This window comes from Hyphomicrobiales bacterium, from assembly GCA_030688605.1.
In the GTDB taxonomy this organism is placed as follows: domain Bacteria; phylum Pseudomonadota; class Alphaproteobacteria; order Rhizobiales; family NORP267; genus JAUYJB01.
Window position 1 is genome coordinate 1 of the sequence record JAUYJB010000025.1, and the last position, 16,678, is coordinate 16,678.

Genomic DNA, 16,678 nt, shown 5'->3' on the forward strand with positions numbered 1-16,678 from the left:
GGTGACAGGAATTGTTGGGAGCTTCCCGATGGTTCGGTGTCCGCATCGGGCTCATTTGAGACCTTCGCCGCGCCAAACATCAACGTCTCCTGCATGCTAAATTGCGCATTTCAAGCTTGACTGTCAGGATATGTCGCCGAGTTGGGCGCAGCGTTCCTGTGCGCCGATCTCGGGCTGCGCCTTGATGACCGCGAGGACCACGCCGCCTATATCGGCTCGTGGCTCAAAGCCCTGAAAAATGACTCCCGTGCGATCTTTTCCGCCGCCGCCCACGCGCAGCGCGCCGTCGATTACCTGCATTCGGTCGGATCGTCCGAGGGAACCAAGGACGTGAATCCGTCCGCAGAGTGCTTGCAGGATGGCGGTGCAGGGGAGGCAGCCGCCGCTTAGGCGGCGGCTGTCCCGGCTGATATCATGCGTAAGCCAGACATCCTCATTGTTGACGGCCACGCCTTCAGTTGGAAACGCCTGTGTGAATTGCGCAAGGCGCAGCTTGAGGAATGGCGTGCGGCTCAGCTACGCCAGCTTGCGCTGTTCGAGCTGAAGGAGGACAGCCGCCCCAAGATCGAGCGTGCCGCATCAGGCCGCTACGCCGAGCCAACCATGCTGGAATGGTTGCGTGACAATGGCGGCTGACGCCGCCGCGCCCCAATTTACCGAGAGCGGCTCTGCCTCTGTCCCGCTGATCGAGCCCGCCACAGCCGCCCGTTCCGGCTGCGGACGTGCAGCCCCGCACACCGCGAGATCATGCGCCCGTTGCTCTTCCTGCTTCGAACCCCGCGCCGATTGCCGCCCTGTGTTTCGATCCGTTTAAGAGACGTAAGGCAAACCAAATTGGAGCATCAGAGATATGTAAACCGTCAAGCGACACTTGACATAGCTCTGTCCTGCCTGATATCCTGAAATGAATGAAGATTCGGAATGTGAAGCACAAAGGCTTGCGCCGACTGCTTGAGGACGACAGCAGCACCGGATTGCCGGCCCCGCTTGTCGATAAAATCCGCAAGATCCTCGCTTTCCTGCAAGACATGGAAAGCGCCAGGGAATTGCAGACGATCCCGAGCTGGAAAGCCCATCGGCTCACCGGAGATCGCAAGGGCGCGTGGAGCCTTTTCGTCTCCAAGAACTGGCGCATCACATTCCGGGTCGATGAAACCGAAATCGAGATCATCGACCTCGATTATGAGGACTACCACTGAAAGGAGGGTCGCCATGACCGCGACCGGAAACTACAGGCTCAAGAATCCGCCGCATCCCGGCGGCTTCGTGCGCAGCGAAATCGTCGAGCCGATGGGGCTTTCGGTGACGGCTGCCGCCAAGGCGCTTGGCATCACCCGCGCCGCGCTCTCGGCTTTCCTGAACGAGCATTCCGCACTGTCCCCGGACATGGCGCTGCGCGTCGAAAAAGCGTTCGGCGTCAGCATGGACACGCTGATGCGGATGCAGAACAGCTACGACATCGCCCAGGCCCGCAAGCGGGAAGGCGAGATCGATGTTGCGCGGTATAAACCTGAGCCCAAGGCCGATGCGCAGCCGGGGCTGTTTTGATTCGAGAAAGAGAATGATTACCGGAGGAATAAAAAACCAAGTCGATCAAATCTGGAATGCCTTCTGGTCCGGTGGCGTTTCAAACCCGCTCTCGGTGATCGAGCAGATCACCTATCTGCTATTCATCAAGAGGCTCGATGAACTGCATACTCTGGAAGAGAGCAAAGCCGAAACGCTCGGCATTCCGATGGAACGCCGTGTCTTTCCCGAAGGGGCGGACGACAAGGGACGCCCCTACGCCGATATGCGCTGGTCCCGGTTCACGAATTTCGAGCCGCGCGAAATGATGACGGTGGTGGATGAACACGTCTTTCCCTTCCTGCGGACTCTGGGTGAGGAAGGATCAAGCTATGGCCGGCACATGCGCGACGCCCGGCTGGGCTTCAGCAACCCGGCACTGCTGGCCAAAGCCGTCGAGATGCTCGACAAAATCCCGATGGAGGATCGCGACACCAAGGGCGACCTCTATGAATACATGCTCGGCAAGATCGCGAGCGCCGGTCAGAACGGTCAATTTCGCACGCCACGCCACATCATCCAGCTCATGGTCGAACTGACCGAGCCGACGCCGGACGATGTCATCTGCGATCCCGCCGCGGGCACCTGCGGCTACCTCGTTGCCGCCGGGGAGTATCTCCGCCAGCATCACGCCGCCCTGTTTCGCGACGAGAACATGCGCAAGCACTTCCATGAGCGCATGTTCCACGGCTTCGATTTTGACCCGACCATGCTGCGGATCGGGGCGATGAACATGACGCTGCACGGGGTCGAAAATCCCGATGTCAGCTACCGCGACAGCCTGGCCCAGGACCATACGGCCGATGCCGGCACATATTCGCTGATCCTCGCCAATCCGCCCTTCGCGGGCTCGCTCGATTACGAGGCGACCGCTAAAGACCTTCAGCAGGTCGTCAAGACGAAAAAGACCGAGCTTTTGTTCATCGCGCTCTTTCTGCGCCTCCTCAAAACGGGGGGCAGGGCGGCGGTGATTGTCCCCGACGGCGTGCTCTTCGGCTCTTCCAAGGCGCATAAAGAAATCCGCCGGATGCTTGTCGAGGAGCATAAGTTGGATGCTGTCATCAAGCTGCCGTCCGGTGCGTTCCGGCCCTATGCGGGCGTTTCGACCGCGATCCTCGCCTTTACCAAGACTGGCGTAGGCGGCACCGATCACGTCTGGTTCTACGATCTTCAGGCCGATGGCTACTCGCTTGACGACAAGCGCAATGCGCTCTTGTCGCCGGAGAAGCTCGGGCCGACGCCTGCCGAAGCTCTGAGCGAAGACGAGCACGCGAAGAACAACCTGCCCGATGTGCTCATGAGGTGGGAGGAGCGCGACGAAAACGAACGCACCAGGCCAAGCACGGCGCAGAGCTTTTGCGTGCCGAAGGCCGAGATCGCTGCAACTGGCAGCTATGACCTTTCTCTCAACCGTTACAAGGAAGTCGAGCACGAAGAAGCCGAACATGCTCCACCTGCCGAGATCATCAAAGAGCTACGCGCCATCGAGGGCGAGATTTCCGAAGGCCTCATTAAGCTGGAGGAGATGCTGGGATGAGTCCGACAAAGATCAAAGCTGTTCCCATCGGCGAATGTGTCGAGCCGATTCAGACCTGGAACCCTGGTCGTGACAGCGACGACGACACGTTTCGATATATTGATATCAGTAGTGTCTCGCAGGATGAAAAGAGGATTACCGTAAATGGCGAGATACCGACTTCTGAAGCGCCTAGTCGGGCACGCCAGCTAGTCTGCGCTGACGACGTGCTCGTCTCTACAGTCAGGCCAAACTTGAACGCGGTCGCATTTGTTCCCGATGAGATAGAGGGAGCGACAGCTTCGACGGGTTTCTGCGTACTTCGACCAGACCAAAACCGGCTCTCAGGACGTTATTTATTTCACTGGGTTCAATCGCCGAGCTTCGTTGCAGACATGGTGAAGCAGGCGACTGGCCAGAGCTATCCAGCCGTGTCCGACAAGATTGTAAAGCAATCCAAAATCCCTCTCCCGCCGCTCGATGAGCAGAAGCGCATCGCAGCGATCCTTGATCAGGCCGATGCGCTGCGCCGCCTGCGCCAGCGTGCCTTCGACCGCCTCAACGAACTCGGCCAGGCGGTTTTCTATGAGATGTTTGGTGATCCAGTTTCTAATTCGAAGGGGTGGCCGATCCGAAAATTTGAAACGCTGGCTCGAAATGAAGACGGTCGACGGATACCAGTAAAACTGGCTGATCGTGAGGATATGGGGGGGGAATTCCCTTATTATGGTGCGTCCGGAATTATAGATTTTGTAGATAATTTCATATTTGAAGGAACCCATCTGTTGATTGGGGAAGATGGTGCCAATCTGATAGCCCGCTCGTCACCTGTTGCCTTCATGGCGGACGGAAAATTTTGGGTCAACAATCATGCTCACGTTCTGTCTTACAATAATGAAGCTGATTTACGTTATCTAGAGTTCTTTATAGAATCAATAGACCTAAAGAAATATGTTTCTGGAAGCGCGCAACCTAAATTAACACAAAAAAATCTTAATAATATTGAGGTTCCGTATCCGCCGATTGACAAGCAACAAGAATTTTCATCTAGAATTCGTGAGATTGAGCAGGCGATGAGTAGTTTACGCAGGTCTATTACTCTTTTTGAGCTGCTCTTCGCTTCTTTCCAACACCGTGCCTTTCGCGGGGATCTATAGGATGAAAGCGACTGAAGCTGCGCTTCTTGCATTCCTGAAGAAATCACCTCAGTTCGTGATCCCGATCTATCAGCGCACCTATTCGTGGACCGACAAGGAGTGCCGTCAGCTTTGGGATGACATCGTTCGTACCGGTAGCAACGACGCGATATCGGTGCATTTCATTGGTTCAATCGTCTACATCGAAGCCGGTCTATCCCAGGTCTCCCATCAGGCGCCGCTGCTGGTGATCGACGGGCAGCAGCGTTTGACCACGGTCACTCTATTGCTCGCGGCTCTCGCCAATGCGCTTGGCGAGACGGAGCCGGTGGACGGCTTCTCCGCGCGCAAGCTGCGCAACTACTATCTGCTCAACCCGGAAGAGACGGGAGAACGTCATTTCAAGCTGTTGCTGTCGCAAACCGACAAGACGACGCTGACCACGATAGTTTCCGGCGATGAGCAGCCGGAACATCATTCCATCCGGGTGATGCAGAATTTTGCCCTGTTCGAGGATCTGATCGCTGGCTGCAAGGGAGACCTCACTGTGGTTTGCAACGGTCTCGCGAAACTTGTCGTCGTGGACATCGCTCTCAACCGCGACCAGGACAACCCGCAGCTCATTTTCGAAAGCATGAACTCGACAGGCCGGGAACTGAGCCAGGCCGATCTCATTCGCAATTTCATCTTGATGGGGCTGGACCCTGTGCTTCAGACGCGGCTGTACGAGCAGTTCTGGCGCCCGATGGAATTGGCCTTCGGGCAGGAGGCCTACGGCACGCATTTCGATGCCTTCATGCGTCACTATCTGACGGTGAAGACCGGCGAGATTCCGCGCCTAGATGAGGTCTACGAGGCCTTCAAGGGGCATGCCCGTTCACCGAAATCGGCGCAGGCCGGTATTGAGGCGCTGGTCAAAGATATCCGCGATTTTGCGCGGTATTTCTGCGCCATGGCGCTAGGGGATGAACCCGACGGCGAGCTCAAGCTCGCGCTGCATGACCTTCGGGAGCTGAAGGTTGATGTCGCTTATCCGTTCCTCCTTGAGCTTTATGACGACTACGCGACACACGTGCTACCCAGGGCAGATTTCGTGGAAGCCGTCCGGCTCGTCGAGGCCTATGTCTTCCGCCGGGCAATCTGCGCCATCCCGACCAACTCGATGAACAAGACCTTTGCGACCTTCACCAAGGCGCTGAAGAAGGATCGGTATCTGGAGAGCATCAAAGCCCACTTCCTCAATCTGCCGTCCTATCGACGCTTCCCCAAAGATGACGAATTCCAGCGCGATATGCAGACGCGCGATCTGTACAATTTCCGCAGTCGGAGCTACTGGCTGCGCCGCTTTGAAAATCACGGGCGAAAGGAGCGCGTCGCGGTTGATGAATACACCATCGAGCACATCATGCCGCAGAACGAAGCCCTGTCTGCATCCTGGAAAAGCGTCTTGGGGCCGGAGTGGGAGCGCGTGCACCAAACCTGGCTGCATACGCTCGGCAACCTGACCCTGACCGGCTACAATTCGGAGTACAGCGACCGGCCGTTCCTTGAAAAGCGCGACATGACCGGCGGCTTTTGCGAAAGTCCGCTGAAGGTAAATGAGGGGCTTGGCCAACTCGACCGATGGAATGAAACCGCCATTAAGGCGCGTGCCGCCAAGCTCGCGGCGATGGCGCCGAACGTCTGGCCGGCGCCGGAGCTACCCTCCGAGATTCTTGCGGCCTACCGGCCGAAGGCGGCTGAGACAGCCACCTATTCGATCGAGGATCATCCCCACCTGCTAACGGCCAATGTGCGGGAACTGTTCGAGGGCTTCCGCAAAGAGGTGCTCGTTTTAGACCCCTGTGTCAGCGAAGAGTTCTTGAAGCTTTATGTGGCTTACAAGGCCGAGACCAACTTCGTCGATGTGGTCCCGCAGGCAAAGCAGCTTCGCCTATCCCTGAATATGGGCTTTGCCGAGATCAGCGACCCGAAAGGACTGTGCAAGGACGTGTCCGGCCTGGGCCGTTGGGGCAATGGCGACGTTGAGGTGCGACTGAGCAGTCTTGACGAATTGCCTTATGTGGTCGGCTTGGTTCGCCAGTCCCTCGAAAGACAGCTTGGCAGTGAGGGGGGCGGATGAGCCAATTCGCCTTCCTCAAAGCCGAATTCGCACCGGTCTTTGACCATGCCCGGAAGGCGGAAACTGCCGCGCTCAGTGATCCGCGTGCGACGTGCTTCTACGCGCGGCTGGCGCTGGAGACGGCGATCAAGTGGATGTATTCGCACGACCGTTCGCTGCGTTCTCCTTACGACGATGCTTTATCAGCGCTCATCCATGAGGCGAGCTTTCGCGCTTTGGTTGGCAATGCCCTCGTCACCAAGGCGCGCATCGTAAAGGACCTGGGCAATCGGGCGGTGCATGATACGCGCCCGGTTTCCGCGCTGGCGGCGACGACGGCGCTGCGCGAGCTGTTTCATTTTTCCTACTGGCTTGTTCGCACCTACGCTAAGGGCGTCAAGCCGGAAGCGGGGTGGCAGTTCGCGCCTGAGGCTTTGCCCAAGACCGCCCATGTCGAAGCGACGACGCTTGCCCGCTTGCAGGCGGTGGCCAAAGACTATGCCGAAAAGGCCAAGGCCCACGAACAGGCCGAAGTTGCCCGCGTTCAGACAGAGCAGCAGCGGTCCGCACTGGAAGCTGAGATTGCGCGGCTTCAGGCTGAAATCGCTGCGGTGAAGAAGGCCAACCAGGCGGCGGCGGATACCCATGACTACAACGAAACGCAGACTCGCGATGCCTTTATCGATTTGCTCTTGCATGAGGCCGGCTGGACGCTCGATCAGGAGCGCGACCGCGAATATCCAGTCACCGGCATGCCCAACGATACCGGCGAGGGCTTCGTTGATTACGTTCTCTGGGGAGACGACGGCAAGCCGCTGGCCCTCGTTGAAGCCAAGCGGACCAAGCGTGATGCACGTGTTGGCCAGCAGCAGGCAAAACTCTACGCCGACTGCCTGGAAACGCAGTTCGGCCGCCGCCCGCTCATCTTCTACACCAACGGCTATGAGCACTGGCTTTGGGATGACGCGACCTACCCGCCGCGGCCTGTCCAGGGTTTTTTGAAGAAGGACGAGCTGCTGCTGCTGCATCAGCGCCGGACCACCCGGAAGTCGCTTGCCACCGTTGAGATCGACACGGGGATTGTTGAGCGGTTTTACCAGACGCGCGCGATTCGCCGAATCGGCGAAGCCTTCGACAAGGATCATCAGCGCAAGGCGCTGTTGGTGATGGCGACGGGATCGGGCAAGACCCGCACCGTCATCGCCCTGATCGATCAGCTGATGCGCGCGAATTTGGTGAAACGCGCATTGTTTCTTGCTGACCGTGTTGCCCTCGTGACACAGGCCGTTGGAGCATTCAAGACGCACCTGCCTCACGTTGCTCCGGTCAATCTCATCACCGACAAGGCAACAGAAGGACGCGTTTACGTCTCCACCTATCCGACCATGGTCGGGCTGATTGATGATGTGCAGAACGGGGTGCGCCGCTTCGGTGCTGGCCACTTCGACCTGATCGTCATCGACGAGGCGCATCGCTCCGTCTATCGCAAATACCGCGCGATCTTTGACTATTTTGATAGCCTGCTGGTCGGGCTGACGGCGACGCCGCGCGATGAGATTGATCGCGACACCTACGCGCTGTTCGAGCTGGAGCGCGGTGTACCGACAGATTCCTATGATCTGGATGAGGCCGTTGCGGACGGATTTCTAGTGCCACCGAAGGCTGTCACCGTGCCGCTGAAGTTTCAGCGTGAGGGCATCAAGTATGACGATCTGTCCGAGGAGGAGAAGGAGGAATGGGACGCGCTCGAATGGGCCGAGGATGGCGAGGTTCCTGACCAGGTAGACGCCACAGCCGTCAACAAATGGCTCTTCAACGCGGACACCGTGGACAAGGTGCTGGAGCACGTCATGACCCACGGGCTGAAGGTCGAGGACGGCGACCGGCTCGGCAAGACCATCGTCTTCGCCAAGAACCACAACCACGCCATGTTCATCGCGGAACGGTTCGATGCGAATTACCCGCACCTGAAGGGGCATTTTGCCCGCGTCATCGATTTCAAGACCGAGTACGCGCAGTCGCTGATCGATGACTTCTCCAATTCTGATCGGGCGCCGCATATCGCGATCTCGGTTGATATGCTCGACACCGGCATCGACGTGCCGGAGGTTGTGAACCTCGTCTTCTTTAAGATTGTCCGCTCCAAAACAAAGTTCTGGCAGATGATCGGTCGCGGCACGCGCTTGCGCCCGGACCTGTTCGGACCAGGGCGGCATAAAGACCAGTTTTTGGTTTTTGATTTCTGTCAGAATTTTGAGTTCTTCAACCAGAACCCGGCCATGACGGACGGTGCCCTGGGCGCATCCTTGAGCGAGAAGCTGTTTGTCGCCCGCGTCGAGTTGATCGGCGAGATTGATCAGATGGTCAGTGAAGCCGACATCGAGCCATTGATTACCCTGCGCAAGAGCGTAGCCGGGCGGCTATTCGATGAGGTCGCGGGCATGAGCCTCGACAATTTCATTGTCCGGCCGAAGCGCCGCTTTGTCGAGAAATTCCAGGCAAAAGAAGCTTGGGAACAGCTGACACCCGAAGCCCGCGCGGAGCTGGCCGAGCAGGTTGCAGGCCTGCCGAGCGCGCTTGTGGACGATGATTTGGCTGCGAAGCAGTTCGATTACCTGATCCTGATGACACAGCTCGCGGTCCTGCATGCCGATCCTGGTTTCGTAAATCTGCAATCCCGGATCATGGGCATAGCCTCGCAGCTCGAAGAGCTGGGCAATGTCCCGATGGTTGCTGCCGAGATGGCACTGATCCTGGAGGTGCAGACCGACGGATACTGGCAGGGGATCAATCTGCCAATTCTGGAGAACCTGCGTCGCCGTCTGCGCAGCCTCGTTAAGCTGATCGAGCCTGACGCCCGCAAGATCGTTTATACGGACTTTGAAGACGAGATAGGCGCGGGCGTTGATGTCGAATTGCCGATCACTGGCTCCGGCACCGACAAGGCACGTTTTCTGATGAAGGTGCGTCACTTCCTGTCCCAGCACCAGGATCACATCACGATCCAGAAGCTGAAACGGAACGAGCAGCTCACGCCTCAGGATCTTGCCGAGTTGGAGAGCATATTCCTCGATGAGGGCGTCGGCAGCGCCGACGAGCTGGAACACATCCGCACCGAAGGGGGGCTTGGGCTCTTCATCCGCTCGCTTATCGGGCTCGACCGGGAGGCAGCCAAGCGCGCCTTGGCTAAATTCATGGACGGGCGGACGTTGAACGCCAACCAGATCGAGTTCATCAATCTGATTCTCGACTATCTGACCGAGCGCGGCGTTATAGACCCGCGCCGTCTTTATGAAAGCCCATTTACAGATTTCGACGACCAAGGCGTCAGCGGCCTGTTCCCGCCTGCGGAAGTCAAAGAGCTTGTCCAACTTCTCGATAAGGTGAGGAATCGAGCTGTTGCCTAGAAAGCTCCCAAGTGACCAGATTCGCCGCGCCTGACCGTGCAAAAATCAAGACTTTTGCGCGCTGTTCGGAAGCCAGTGAAAACAAGAGCTTGGAGCGTGCAAAACCTGCGTGCTTACCCGAGCCGTCGCATCAATTATCTTCCAAAAAAAATCAAAATCCACCGTGCGATAACGCGCGGCGGATATATCAACGCAAACTCGACCACGCCAAGCAGGCCGAGGTGAGAGGCGCTTTCATCGACGTGCTTTTGCGCGTCGTGGACGATTGCACGAAGGTGAAATGAAACGCCCCGACGTTTCGACAGACTGGCTGCAACTTTCCATTACATGGCGCATCCGGCTTGCCCGTGAATACAGCGCCTGCCGCAGCGTCGCCACGTGACGCCGAGCAGCGCGGCACGTTGGCGCGGAATCGCGTGCAGAATTCAAGACCTCCAAGGAAGCAGTCGATTTTACAGACCATGCCCCCTGAGCATCTCTGCGATATCCTTCATCCCATGTTTCTCCAGATACTCAATGAATACGGGCCAAGGCGGTATGTTGCTTCTGTAGGGGTTTTCACAGGGGCCTGTGTAGAGACCGCCTCCCGGACCTGAGTAAAGGCCCCCGCCAACTCCGGTATAAAGGCCACCCCCAACGCCCGTATAAAGGCCACCCCCAACGCCCGTGTATAGCCCTCCACCAACGCCCGTATAAAGACCTCCACCGACGCCCGTATACATTCCCCCTCCGACCCCGGTGTAAAGACCGCCGCCCACGCCGGTGTATGCGCCACCTCCGACGCCTGTGTACATGCCGCCGCCCACTCCCGTATATCTGCCGCCACCTACACCGGTGTATTGATCACGCGGCCAAGTGTTTTGAACCATTACGTTTCTCCTTGCCTTTGCGCCTTCGCCCCCATGACCTTGCCGATTTGCCCCGGCTTAAGGCAGGGTTTTCTTCTTGCAGGACACGCTTCATCACCGGCGATCCTACCAGCCTCTTTGCTTCCTCTTTTGAAAAACCTTTCACCTCAACCATTTCGTTTCGTCCCTTCATCGCCCCCGCCCAAGCGCCCCCGCCGCTTCGCCGCCGCCATCCCCGCTTTTGTCCGCTCGCGGATCAACTCGCGCTCAAATTCGGCCAGCGTCGCCAGAATGCCGAAAATCACCCGGCCTTCAGGCCGCGCCGCGTCCATCTGCGCCCTCTGGCTGGTTAGGCTGCGACGTGCTGTTATTATGGGAGTACAAGATCAGAGCGAGCGACGCGCTGGTGGACGCGCTCAGGCAGGTTCTCGATGCTTAAGGAGGTCAAGTTCATTCAGAATATCGGGCGGTTCGAAACGGCCCGCCCGACCAATGACGCGACCTTCGACCGTTGCACCATCATCTTCGGCGAGAACGGCTGGGGCAAATCCACCCTTGCCGATATCCTGCGCTCCCTTACCACCAACAACCCCGCCATTCTGGCCGGGCGCAAGACCCTGGACGCAGACGCGCCGCCAAAAGCCGTGCTGCGCTTCGGCACCCAGAACGCCGTTTTCGAAAACGGCGCATGGGCCGGCCCGCGCCCGCGTATCGCCGTCTATGACAGCGCCTTTATCAACGACAATGTGTTCTCCGGCGATATCGTTTCCGCCGATCACTTGAGACGGCAATACGGCCTTGTCGTCGGCGAGGAAGGCGTGCGGCGCGTCCGGCGCATCGTCGAACTCGACGGCGAGAACCGCGAAAACAACAAAGCAATTTCTGCAGCGGAATCCGAACTGAAAGCCGTTCTCCACACCATCGGCCTCCCAGCCATGGAGCTTGACGCTTTCCTCGCGCTCAAAGCCCGCCCGGATATCGACAAGGCCATCGCCGACAAGGATTCACAGGTGCAGCGCATCCGGCGCGCCAAGGAACTCAAGGCCGCCGCCGAACCGTCCCGGTTTCCCGTTCCAATGGAAACCGAAAAGCTCCGCGATCACCTTGGCAAGTCCATCGACGAGATCGCCGAAGACGCACTGGCCAGGGTCCGCGCCCATATCGCCGCGCATGAATGCGAGCCTCAGCAGGGCGACACCGCGCACGAAAGCTGGCTTGAAACGGGCATGGCATTCGTTCATACCGATAATTGCCCGTTCTGCGGCCAGCCTCTTACCGACCGCTCCCTTGTCGAGGCCTACAAGCATTTCTTTAGCGAGGCCTACAAGGCGCTTGGCGCGTCGGTCAAGCAGGCCCGTGACACTCTTGGCCGGTATAAGAGCGGAGATTTCCGGCAAACAGTCTCGCGGCTTGCCGAGCAGACCACCGGGCATTTCCAGTACTGGCGCGAGGCGGGGAAACTCGATCCGCCCGATATCGGCGATACGGATGCCATAATTTCCCAGATGGAGGACGCCGCCACCGCCCTCGATACGCTCTTTTCACAAAAACAGACGAACCTGACAGAAACGGTTTCAGGCGCAGACGCCGATGCGGCACTTGCCGCGTGGGACGGCGGGCGGACCCAGTTCGCCGCCACCAACACGAAGATCGAAACCTTCCTTACGGCCATCAAGACGCTCAAGGATTCTATTGACCCGGCAGCGCTGCCCGGCCTCGAAAACGAACTCAAGCTGTTGCAGGCGGCCAAGCGGCGGTTTGAGGACGATATCGCCGCCCTGGCCGCGACACTGGGCGAATGGAAAACCAAAAGAGTAACGATTGCGAAGGAAAAGGCCGAGGTGCGCGCCGCGCTCGACGAGCACGAGCGCACCATCACCGCCGGCCTCGGCACGGCGATCAACACTTACCTGAAACGCCTTGCGGCGGGATTCAGGATCGATTACCGCGCGCCCGATTATCGCGGGGGAAGGGAGCCCACGGCCAGCTACAATATCCTTATCAAGGAAGTGCCGGTGTCGCCGCGCAGCGTGGACCTCGACAAGCCGAGTTTCCGGAATACGCTCAGCGGCGGCGACAAGTCCACACTGGCCCTTGCGCTCTTTCTTGCGAAGGTCAACGCCGATCCCGAATTGGCCGATACAATCATCGTGCTCGACGATCCGTTCACCAGTCTCGACGAATTCCGCCGGCGGTTTACCGCCATAGAAATCAGGAAACTATGCGGGCGCGCTTTACAAACGATCGTGCTCTCGCATGAAAAATATTTCTTGCGGCACGTCTGGGACAAAATCGATCATGGCATAATTTCATCGCTCGCCCTACAAACCGGTGCGCCGGGGATCACGACGATCGCTCCATATGACATCGAGGCTGAGACCCGGCCCCGGCATGTTTCCGAAAGAATGAACCTCGACGAGTTTGTCGGAGGCGAACCGCACGACCCATCGCATGTCAGGACGAGGCTGCGGACGGTATGCGAACACTTTTACAGGAGCGGCGACCCATCGCTATTTGTGCCGGACGCAAGCCTGGATCAAATCATCCGCGCACTCGAAGACGCACCGGAGGATCATCCCTATAAGGGTGCGCTCGAAGAGCTGCGCGATATCAACGAATATTCCCGCGCAGACAGCCATGCCGCCGTGCGCGCCAATCCTGCGGACGAGTCCAGCACCGAAGAACTAAAAGAATGGTGCCGCCGGGTCCTCGACCTGACGCGGGGGCTGTAGGGAGCTTTGCTGCCGGGCTGCGGAAGCTCAGTCCCTCCAATAGACTTCCGCCGCCACCTTGCTGGCGTGGTTGCAGGACGCGGCGGCTACTCCGCCGCGTCCTGCAACACTATTGGTAATTCTGTTTCAGATTATCTCCCGCCCGCAAGCAAGAACATCGGGATAACTTGTAAAAATCTATCGACTGAAAGCAATTGTATCGTTCATCCTGAAACACATGACGGATGAACAGTTTCAACTCTATGATCCAGATGGTCGACGGAAATATCTGACCACCGCCGAACGAAACGCATTCCTGTCAGCAGCCGAGACGGCGCCCCGTGAGGTCCGGACCTTCTCCATGGTGCTTGCCTACACGGGGTGCCGTATCTCGGAGGCACTGGCCCTGACCGCCGACAGGGTCGATCTAACTTCACACACGATCATTTTCGAGACGCTGAAGAAGCGTCGCCGTGGCATCTATCGAGCCGTACCCGTTCCGCCGGCGCTGACCGACGCGCTCAATCTCGCCCATGCTGTGAGGGAAGCGCAGAACGGAAGGGGCGGCGGACGCGACCAGCTCTTATGGCCGTTTTCGCGTACGACCGCTTGGCGCTACGTGCAGGAGATCCTGAACCGGGCCGGGTTAGCGGGTCCGCAGGCCTCGCCGAAAGGTTTCCGGCACGGTTTCGGCGTGCAGGCAGTCGCTGCCGGCATCCCGCTCAATCTGGTGCAAAAGTGGCTGGGGCACGCCCAGCTCTCAACCACGGCGATCTACGCTGACGCTGTCGGCGACGAGGAGCACCAGATCATGGAAAAGATGTGGGGCTAAGACACTTGAAAGGACGGAAGCCGAACTGATGACGGAACCGAAAGATGGCCAGATCGCGCAGATGGAAATGGGGCGCGCCGCCACATACACCATTTACAAAAAGATCATGGCTCGCGGCGGCGATCCTGAATATGTCGCGAAAGGCATTGCCTTCGAGGCCGTGAGCATACTTCTCAAATCCGCTGGCCCTGACCGGACCCGCGATTTTATTGCCAAGCTGGCCAAACATGTCGATAGGAATGAATAATACAAAAAAGCATAGCCTCATCATCATCGTTGCTGCGCTTGCGCTTACAGCGTTCGCTGTTGCGGCTACCCTCTACGCCCAAAGCATTTATCGCCATCCGCACTATTGCCGCGCCGCCGGTCAACAATGCACGGACCGAACCTTTTTCCTCGGCCGAACCATCGACGGTCTCACAAACATTTACACGACGGCCAAGGATACCAGCCCGGTCCTGCTCTCCTGGCTCAATGCCGGTGACCATTGTCGCAACCTGAGAGCACACGGCCACGACGACTGGATGCTGCCGCCACCCGAAGAACTCGGCCTTCTTTTCGTCCACCGCGGCGCCCTTGCCAATCTTGCCCCCGGCAATTCGGTCCCTGCAGGACCCCATTGGACCTCCCGCGAACACCCTGATCGGCTCGTCCTGGCTGCTGCGATCTCGATCCGTACCGCCGATCTCGCCTGGCTCCACAAGCAAAACACTCTGAGCGTTCGCTGCGTCCGGCAAACAATACCCGCGGAACATCAACAGGTGCCGGGAAACTGACTCTTTTGCCTGACGCTTTTGCAGGGTGCCAATGCATAGAAATTCCAGGCCGGTCCCCGACAGTGCAGAAGGGACCGGTTTCGCGCGATGAGGCGCCCCGAACATTTCCGCTTTGCCACCGCGATCGGACACTCGTCCGCCGACCGCTCAGGTCAGCAGTTGACCCATTTCGGTCGTTGACGGAAAGTGCGGCGGTGCCGCTGACAGAGGCGGTCCGATCCTGCTGGAAGGCGCGTTCGCCGGGGTTAGTCGGCCGCCAGTTTCAGGCTTTTTGGCAGCCCCTTCGATGAGCGCGGCCACCGCGTCCGGCAGTGACACGTCGCCAGCTGCAAGCGTTCCGCACCGGGGAAATGATGGTTTTCCAACTGCAGATCGCGAAGGATCGGGCCGCGGTGCCGCCCCATCCGCGATTATCTATCCGCGGCGGAAGGGCACTCATTTGGGGGTATCACCTCAAGGACACAAAGAGTCCTTGTAAGCACAACGGCTACCGCGCGCTCAAGCGCAAGGTTTTCACCGCTAAGATCGATCCAGCCGGACGTAACGATGTTCAGCTCAGGTCGGAAAGCTTGCTAGCACATACCGAAGAGCGAGAAGTGCCAACTTGCGATTGGCTAACGACCGAACCAACGTCCACGGCCGTACCAACCGCCGCCGCCAAGTAGCAGAACGACAAGAACGATGATGAGAAGCGTGGTGGTATCCATGTTACCTCTTCCTTGTGTTCGGAATGCTCCGGACTGCGCATCCTAACTGCGCTAGTTTGACAACCTTTAGCCGGGCATCGAGTTCCAGGAGACGAGAAAGATGGTTTACCCATTTGCTTAGGAACTGAGAGGCGCAAGGCATAACGCCGTGCCAAATGCTCGTCGCAGGGCCAGCTCCGTCGGTCACGGTGCTTTTGTTTCGAGCTGTGTGAGCATGATAGATTCGCCGCCACAGCGCGCTTCCACTTGGAACTGACGCGATGCAGGCGCGGTTTATGGATATGAATGGTTTATCAAATTGGCCCCGCAATCGGCTTTTACTTGCCCTGCCACCCCGCAATCTAAAGCGACTCATGCCGGAATTTGAGCAAATTCACTGCCAACACGGGCAGGTCCTGATGGACGCTGATAGTTCGCTCGACCATGTATTCTTCCCCGATAGCGGTGTCGTCTCGGTGGTGGCGGTTTATGCGGACGGCAGTATCATTGAGATGGCAACGATCGGTCGGGAGGGTTGCACCGGTTTGCAAGCCGTCTTCGGTGACAAGAATTCCTCCGTCCGGCTCCTCGTCCAAATACCCGGGAGCGCAGCAAAGATGTCGCGCGGGGCGTTCACACGCGCCATGGAGTCGATGCCGTCCTTCCGAAGTCTCATACACGCTTATGTCCAGGCCTTTCTTGAGCAGGTCCTGGTGTCCGTAGCGTGCAACGGTGCGCACAGCCTCAAGGAGCGGCTGGCGCGCTGGCTGCTCATGATGCGTGACCGCAGTGACGATGACGTACTGCCGATCACTCAGGACCTACTAGCCGAAATGCTGGGGGTCCAGAGGCCGACCATCACGAATGCTGCCCGGGAGTTGGAACGTGCAGGTCTGATCGCGCGCGGTCGACGGCAAGTCACGATACTCAATCGGCAGGGCCTGACGAAGGCATCTTGTGAATGTTATCAGTTAGTCCGAGAGCGCATCGGCCTTCGTCTTCCCAAAACATACATAATAAAGTGAGCGACCCAGGGATTTGGTAATGTACATTACCGACAACACACCCCAACTCGCTCACAATCAGAGCTGGCGCGAGG

General features: G+C 58.3%; 14 protein-coding genes and 2 pseudogenes. 14 read left to right on the forward strand and 2 right to left on the reverse strand.

Annotation, left to right across the window (positions count from 1 at the left end):
- The first annotated feature begins 132 nt into the window (after window positions 1–132).
- The 9 genes and pseudogenes from Q8P46_03090 to Q8P46_03130 all read left to right on the forward strand — a co-directional run bounded on the left by Q8P46_03090 (window position 133) and on the right by Q8P46_03130 (window position 10,010).
- Window positions 133–390 (forward strand): annotated as a pseudogene (locus Q8P46_03090) (zincin-like metallopeptidase domain-containing protein).
- A 24-nt stretch (window positions 391–414) separates the two neighbouring features.
- Complete coding sequence (locus Q8P46_03095) at window positions 415–636, forward strand: hypothetical protein (GenBank protein ID MDP2619155.1); 222 nt, start codon at window positions 415–417, stop codon at window positions 634–636.
- Window positions 637–923: 287 nt separating this feature from the next.
- Window positions 924–1,199 (forward strand): type II toxin-antitoxin system RelE/ParE family toxin, encoded by a 276-nt coding sequence (locus tag Q8P46_03100; GenBank protein MDP2619156.1) that lies wholly within the window; start codon window positions 924–926, stop codon window positions 1,197–1,199.
- A gap of 13 nt (window positions 1,200–1,212) precedes the next feature.
- On the forward strand, window positions 1,213–1,548 hold the full coding sequence (locus Q8P46_03105) for a HigA family addiction module antitoxin (protein MDP2619157.1): 336 nt from the start codon (window positions 1,213–1,215) through the stop codon (window positions 1,546–1,548).
- A gap of 13 nt (window positions 1,549–1,561) precedes the next feature.
- A complete protein-coding gene (locus Q8P46_03110; protein ID MDP2619158.1) occupies window positions 1,562–3,103 on the forward strand; it encodes a class I SAM-dependent DNA methyltransferase in 1,542 nt (513 codons plus the stop codon).
- Window positions 3,100–4,239: a restriction endonuclease subunit S gene (locus Q8P46_03115; GenBank protein MDP2619159.1), complete on the forward strand. Its 1,140-nt coding sequence runs from the start codon at window positions 3,100–3,102 to the stop codon at window positions 4,237–4,239. Before Q8P46_03110 ends, Q8P46_03115 begins: the two co-directional genes overlap by 4 nt.
- A gap of 1 nt (window position 4,240) precedes the next feature.
- Entirely contained in the window at window positions 4,241–6,340 is a 2,100-nt protein-coding gene (locus Q8P46_03120) for a DUF262 domain-containing protein (GenBank protein MDP2619160.1), read from the forward strand.
- Window positions 6,337–9,726 carry a DEAD/DEAH box helicase family protein gene (locus Q8P46_03125; GenBank protein ID MDP2619161.1) on the forward strand — a complete coding sequence of 1,130 codons (3,390 nt, stop codon included), beginning with the start codon at window positions 6,337–6,339 and terminating at the stop codon, window positions 9,724–9,726. Before Q8P46_03120 ends, Q8P46_03125 begins: the two co-directional genes overlap by 4 nt.
- A gap of 11 nt (window positions 9,727–9,737) precedes the next feature.
- Entirely contained in the window at window positions 9,738–10,010 is a 273-nt protein-coding gene (locus tag Q8P46_03130) for a hypothetical protein (protein ID MDP2619162.1), read from the forward strand.
- A 559-nt stretch (window positions 10,011–10,569) separates the two neighbouring features.
- On the opposite strand, the gene Q8P46_03135 is transcribed toward Q8P46_03130, so the two are convergent.
- Both Q8P46_03135 and Q8P46_03140 read right to left on the reverse strand, forming a co-directional pair.
- The gene (locus Q8P46_03135; protein MDP2619163.1) at window positions 10,570–10,749 is read right to left on the reverse strand and encodes a hypothetical protein; all 180 of its coding nucleotides are present in this window, start codon (window positions 10,747–10,749) and stop codon (window positions 10,570–10,572) included.
- Between the two features lie 22 nt (window positions 10,750–10,771).
- Window positions 10,772–10,933, reverse strand: a pseudogene (locus Q8P46_03140) (recombinase family protein).
- A 72-nt stretch (window positions 10,934–11,005) separates the two neighbouring features.
- On the opposite strand from Q8P46_03140, the gene Q8P46_03145 reads away from it, so the two are divergent.
- From Q8P46_03145 to Q8P46_03165, 5 genes are all read left to right on the forward strand, one after another.
- A complete protein-coding gene (locus Q8P46_03145; protein ID MDP2619164.1) occupies window positions 11,006–13,306 on the forward strand; it encodes an AAA family ATPase in 2,301 nt (766 codons plus the stop codon).
- Between the two features lie 217 nt (window positions 13,307–13,523).
- On the forward strand, window positions 13,524–14,117 hold the full coding sequence (locus Q8P46_03150; GenBank protein ID MDP2619165.1) for a site-specific integrase: 594 nt from the start codon (window positions 13,524–13,526) through the stop codon (window positions 14,115–14,117).
- A gap of 28 nt (window positions 14,118–14,145) precedes the next feature.
- On the forward strand, window positions 14,146–14,364 hold the full coding sequence (locus tag Q8P46_03155; GenBank protein MDP2619166.1) for a hypothetical protein: 219 nt from the start codon (window positions 14,146–14,148) through the stop codon (window positions 14,362–14,364).
- Entirely contained in the window at window positions 14,357–14,893 is a 537-nt protein-coding gene (locus Q8P46_03160; GenBank protein MDP2619167.1) for a hypothetical protein, read from the forward strand. The genes Q8P46_03155 and Q8P46_03160 overlap by 8 nt, the downstream gene beginning before the upstream one ends.
- A 1,060-nt stretch (window positions 14,894–15,953) precedes the next feature.
- Window positions 15,954–16,604 (forward strand): Crp/Fnr family transcriptional regulator, encoded by a 651-nt coding sequence (locus tag Q8P46_03165; GenBank protein MDP2619168.1) that lies wholly within the window; start codon window positions 15,954–15,956, stop codon window positions 16,602–16,604.
- Window positions 16,605–16,678: the final 74 nt, after the last annotated feature.

Coding starts and splice junctions, on each gene's coding strand:
- Q8P46_03165 (MDP2619168.1), top strand. CDS start 15,954: ATGCCGGAATTTGAGCAAATTCACTGCCAACACGGGCAGGTCCTGATG.
- Q8P46_03160 (MDP2619167.1), top strand. CDS start 14,357: ATGAATAATACAAAAAAGCATAGCCTCATCATCATCGTTGCTGCGCTT.
- Q8P46_03155 (MDP2619166.1), top strand. CDS start 14,146: ATGACGGAACCGAAAGATGGCCAGATCGCGCAGATGGAAATGGGGCGC.
- Q8P46_03125 (MDP2619161.1), top strand. CDS start 6,337: ATGAGCCAATTCGCCTTCCTCAAAGCCGAATTCGCACCGGTCTTTGAC.
- Q8P46_03145 (MDP2619164.1), top strand. CDS start 11,006: ATGCTTAAGGAGGTCAAGTTCATTCAGAATATCGGGCGGTTCGAAACG.
- Q8P46_03105 (MDP2619157.1), top strand. CDS start 1,213: ATGACCGCGACCGGAAACTACAGGCTCAAGAATCCGCCGCATCCCGGC.
- Q8P46_03135 (MDP2619163.1), bottom strand. CDS start 10,749: ATGGTTGAGGTGAAAGGTTTTTCAAAAGAGGAAGCAAAGAGGCTGGTA.
- Q8P46_03110 (MDP2619158.1), top strand. CDS start 1,562: ATGATTACCGGAGGAATAAAAAACCAAGTCGATCAAATCTGGAATGCC.
- Q8P46_03150 (MDP2619165.1), top strand. CDS start 13,524: ATGACGGATGAACAGTTTCAACTCTATGATCCAGATGGTCGACGGAAA.
- Q8P46_03120 (MDP2619160.1), top strand. CDS start 4,241: ATGAAAGCGACTGAAGCTGCGCTTCTTGCATTCCTGAAGAAATCACCT.
- Q8P46_03115 (MDP2619159.1), top strand. CDS start 3,100: ATGAGTCCGACAAAGATCAAAGCTGTTCCCATCGGCGAATGTGTCGAG.
- Q8P46_03095 (MDP2619155.1), top strand. CDS start 415: ATGCGTAAGCCAGACATCCTCATTGTTGACGGCCACGCCTTCAGTTGG.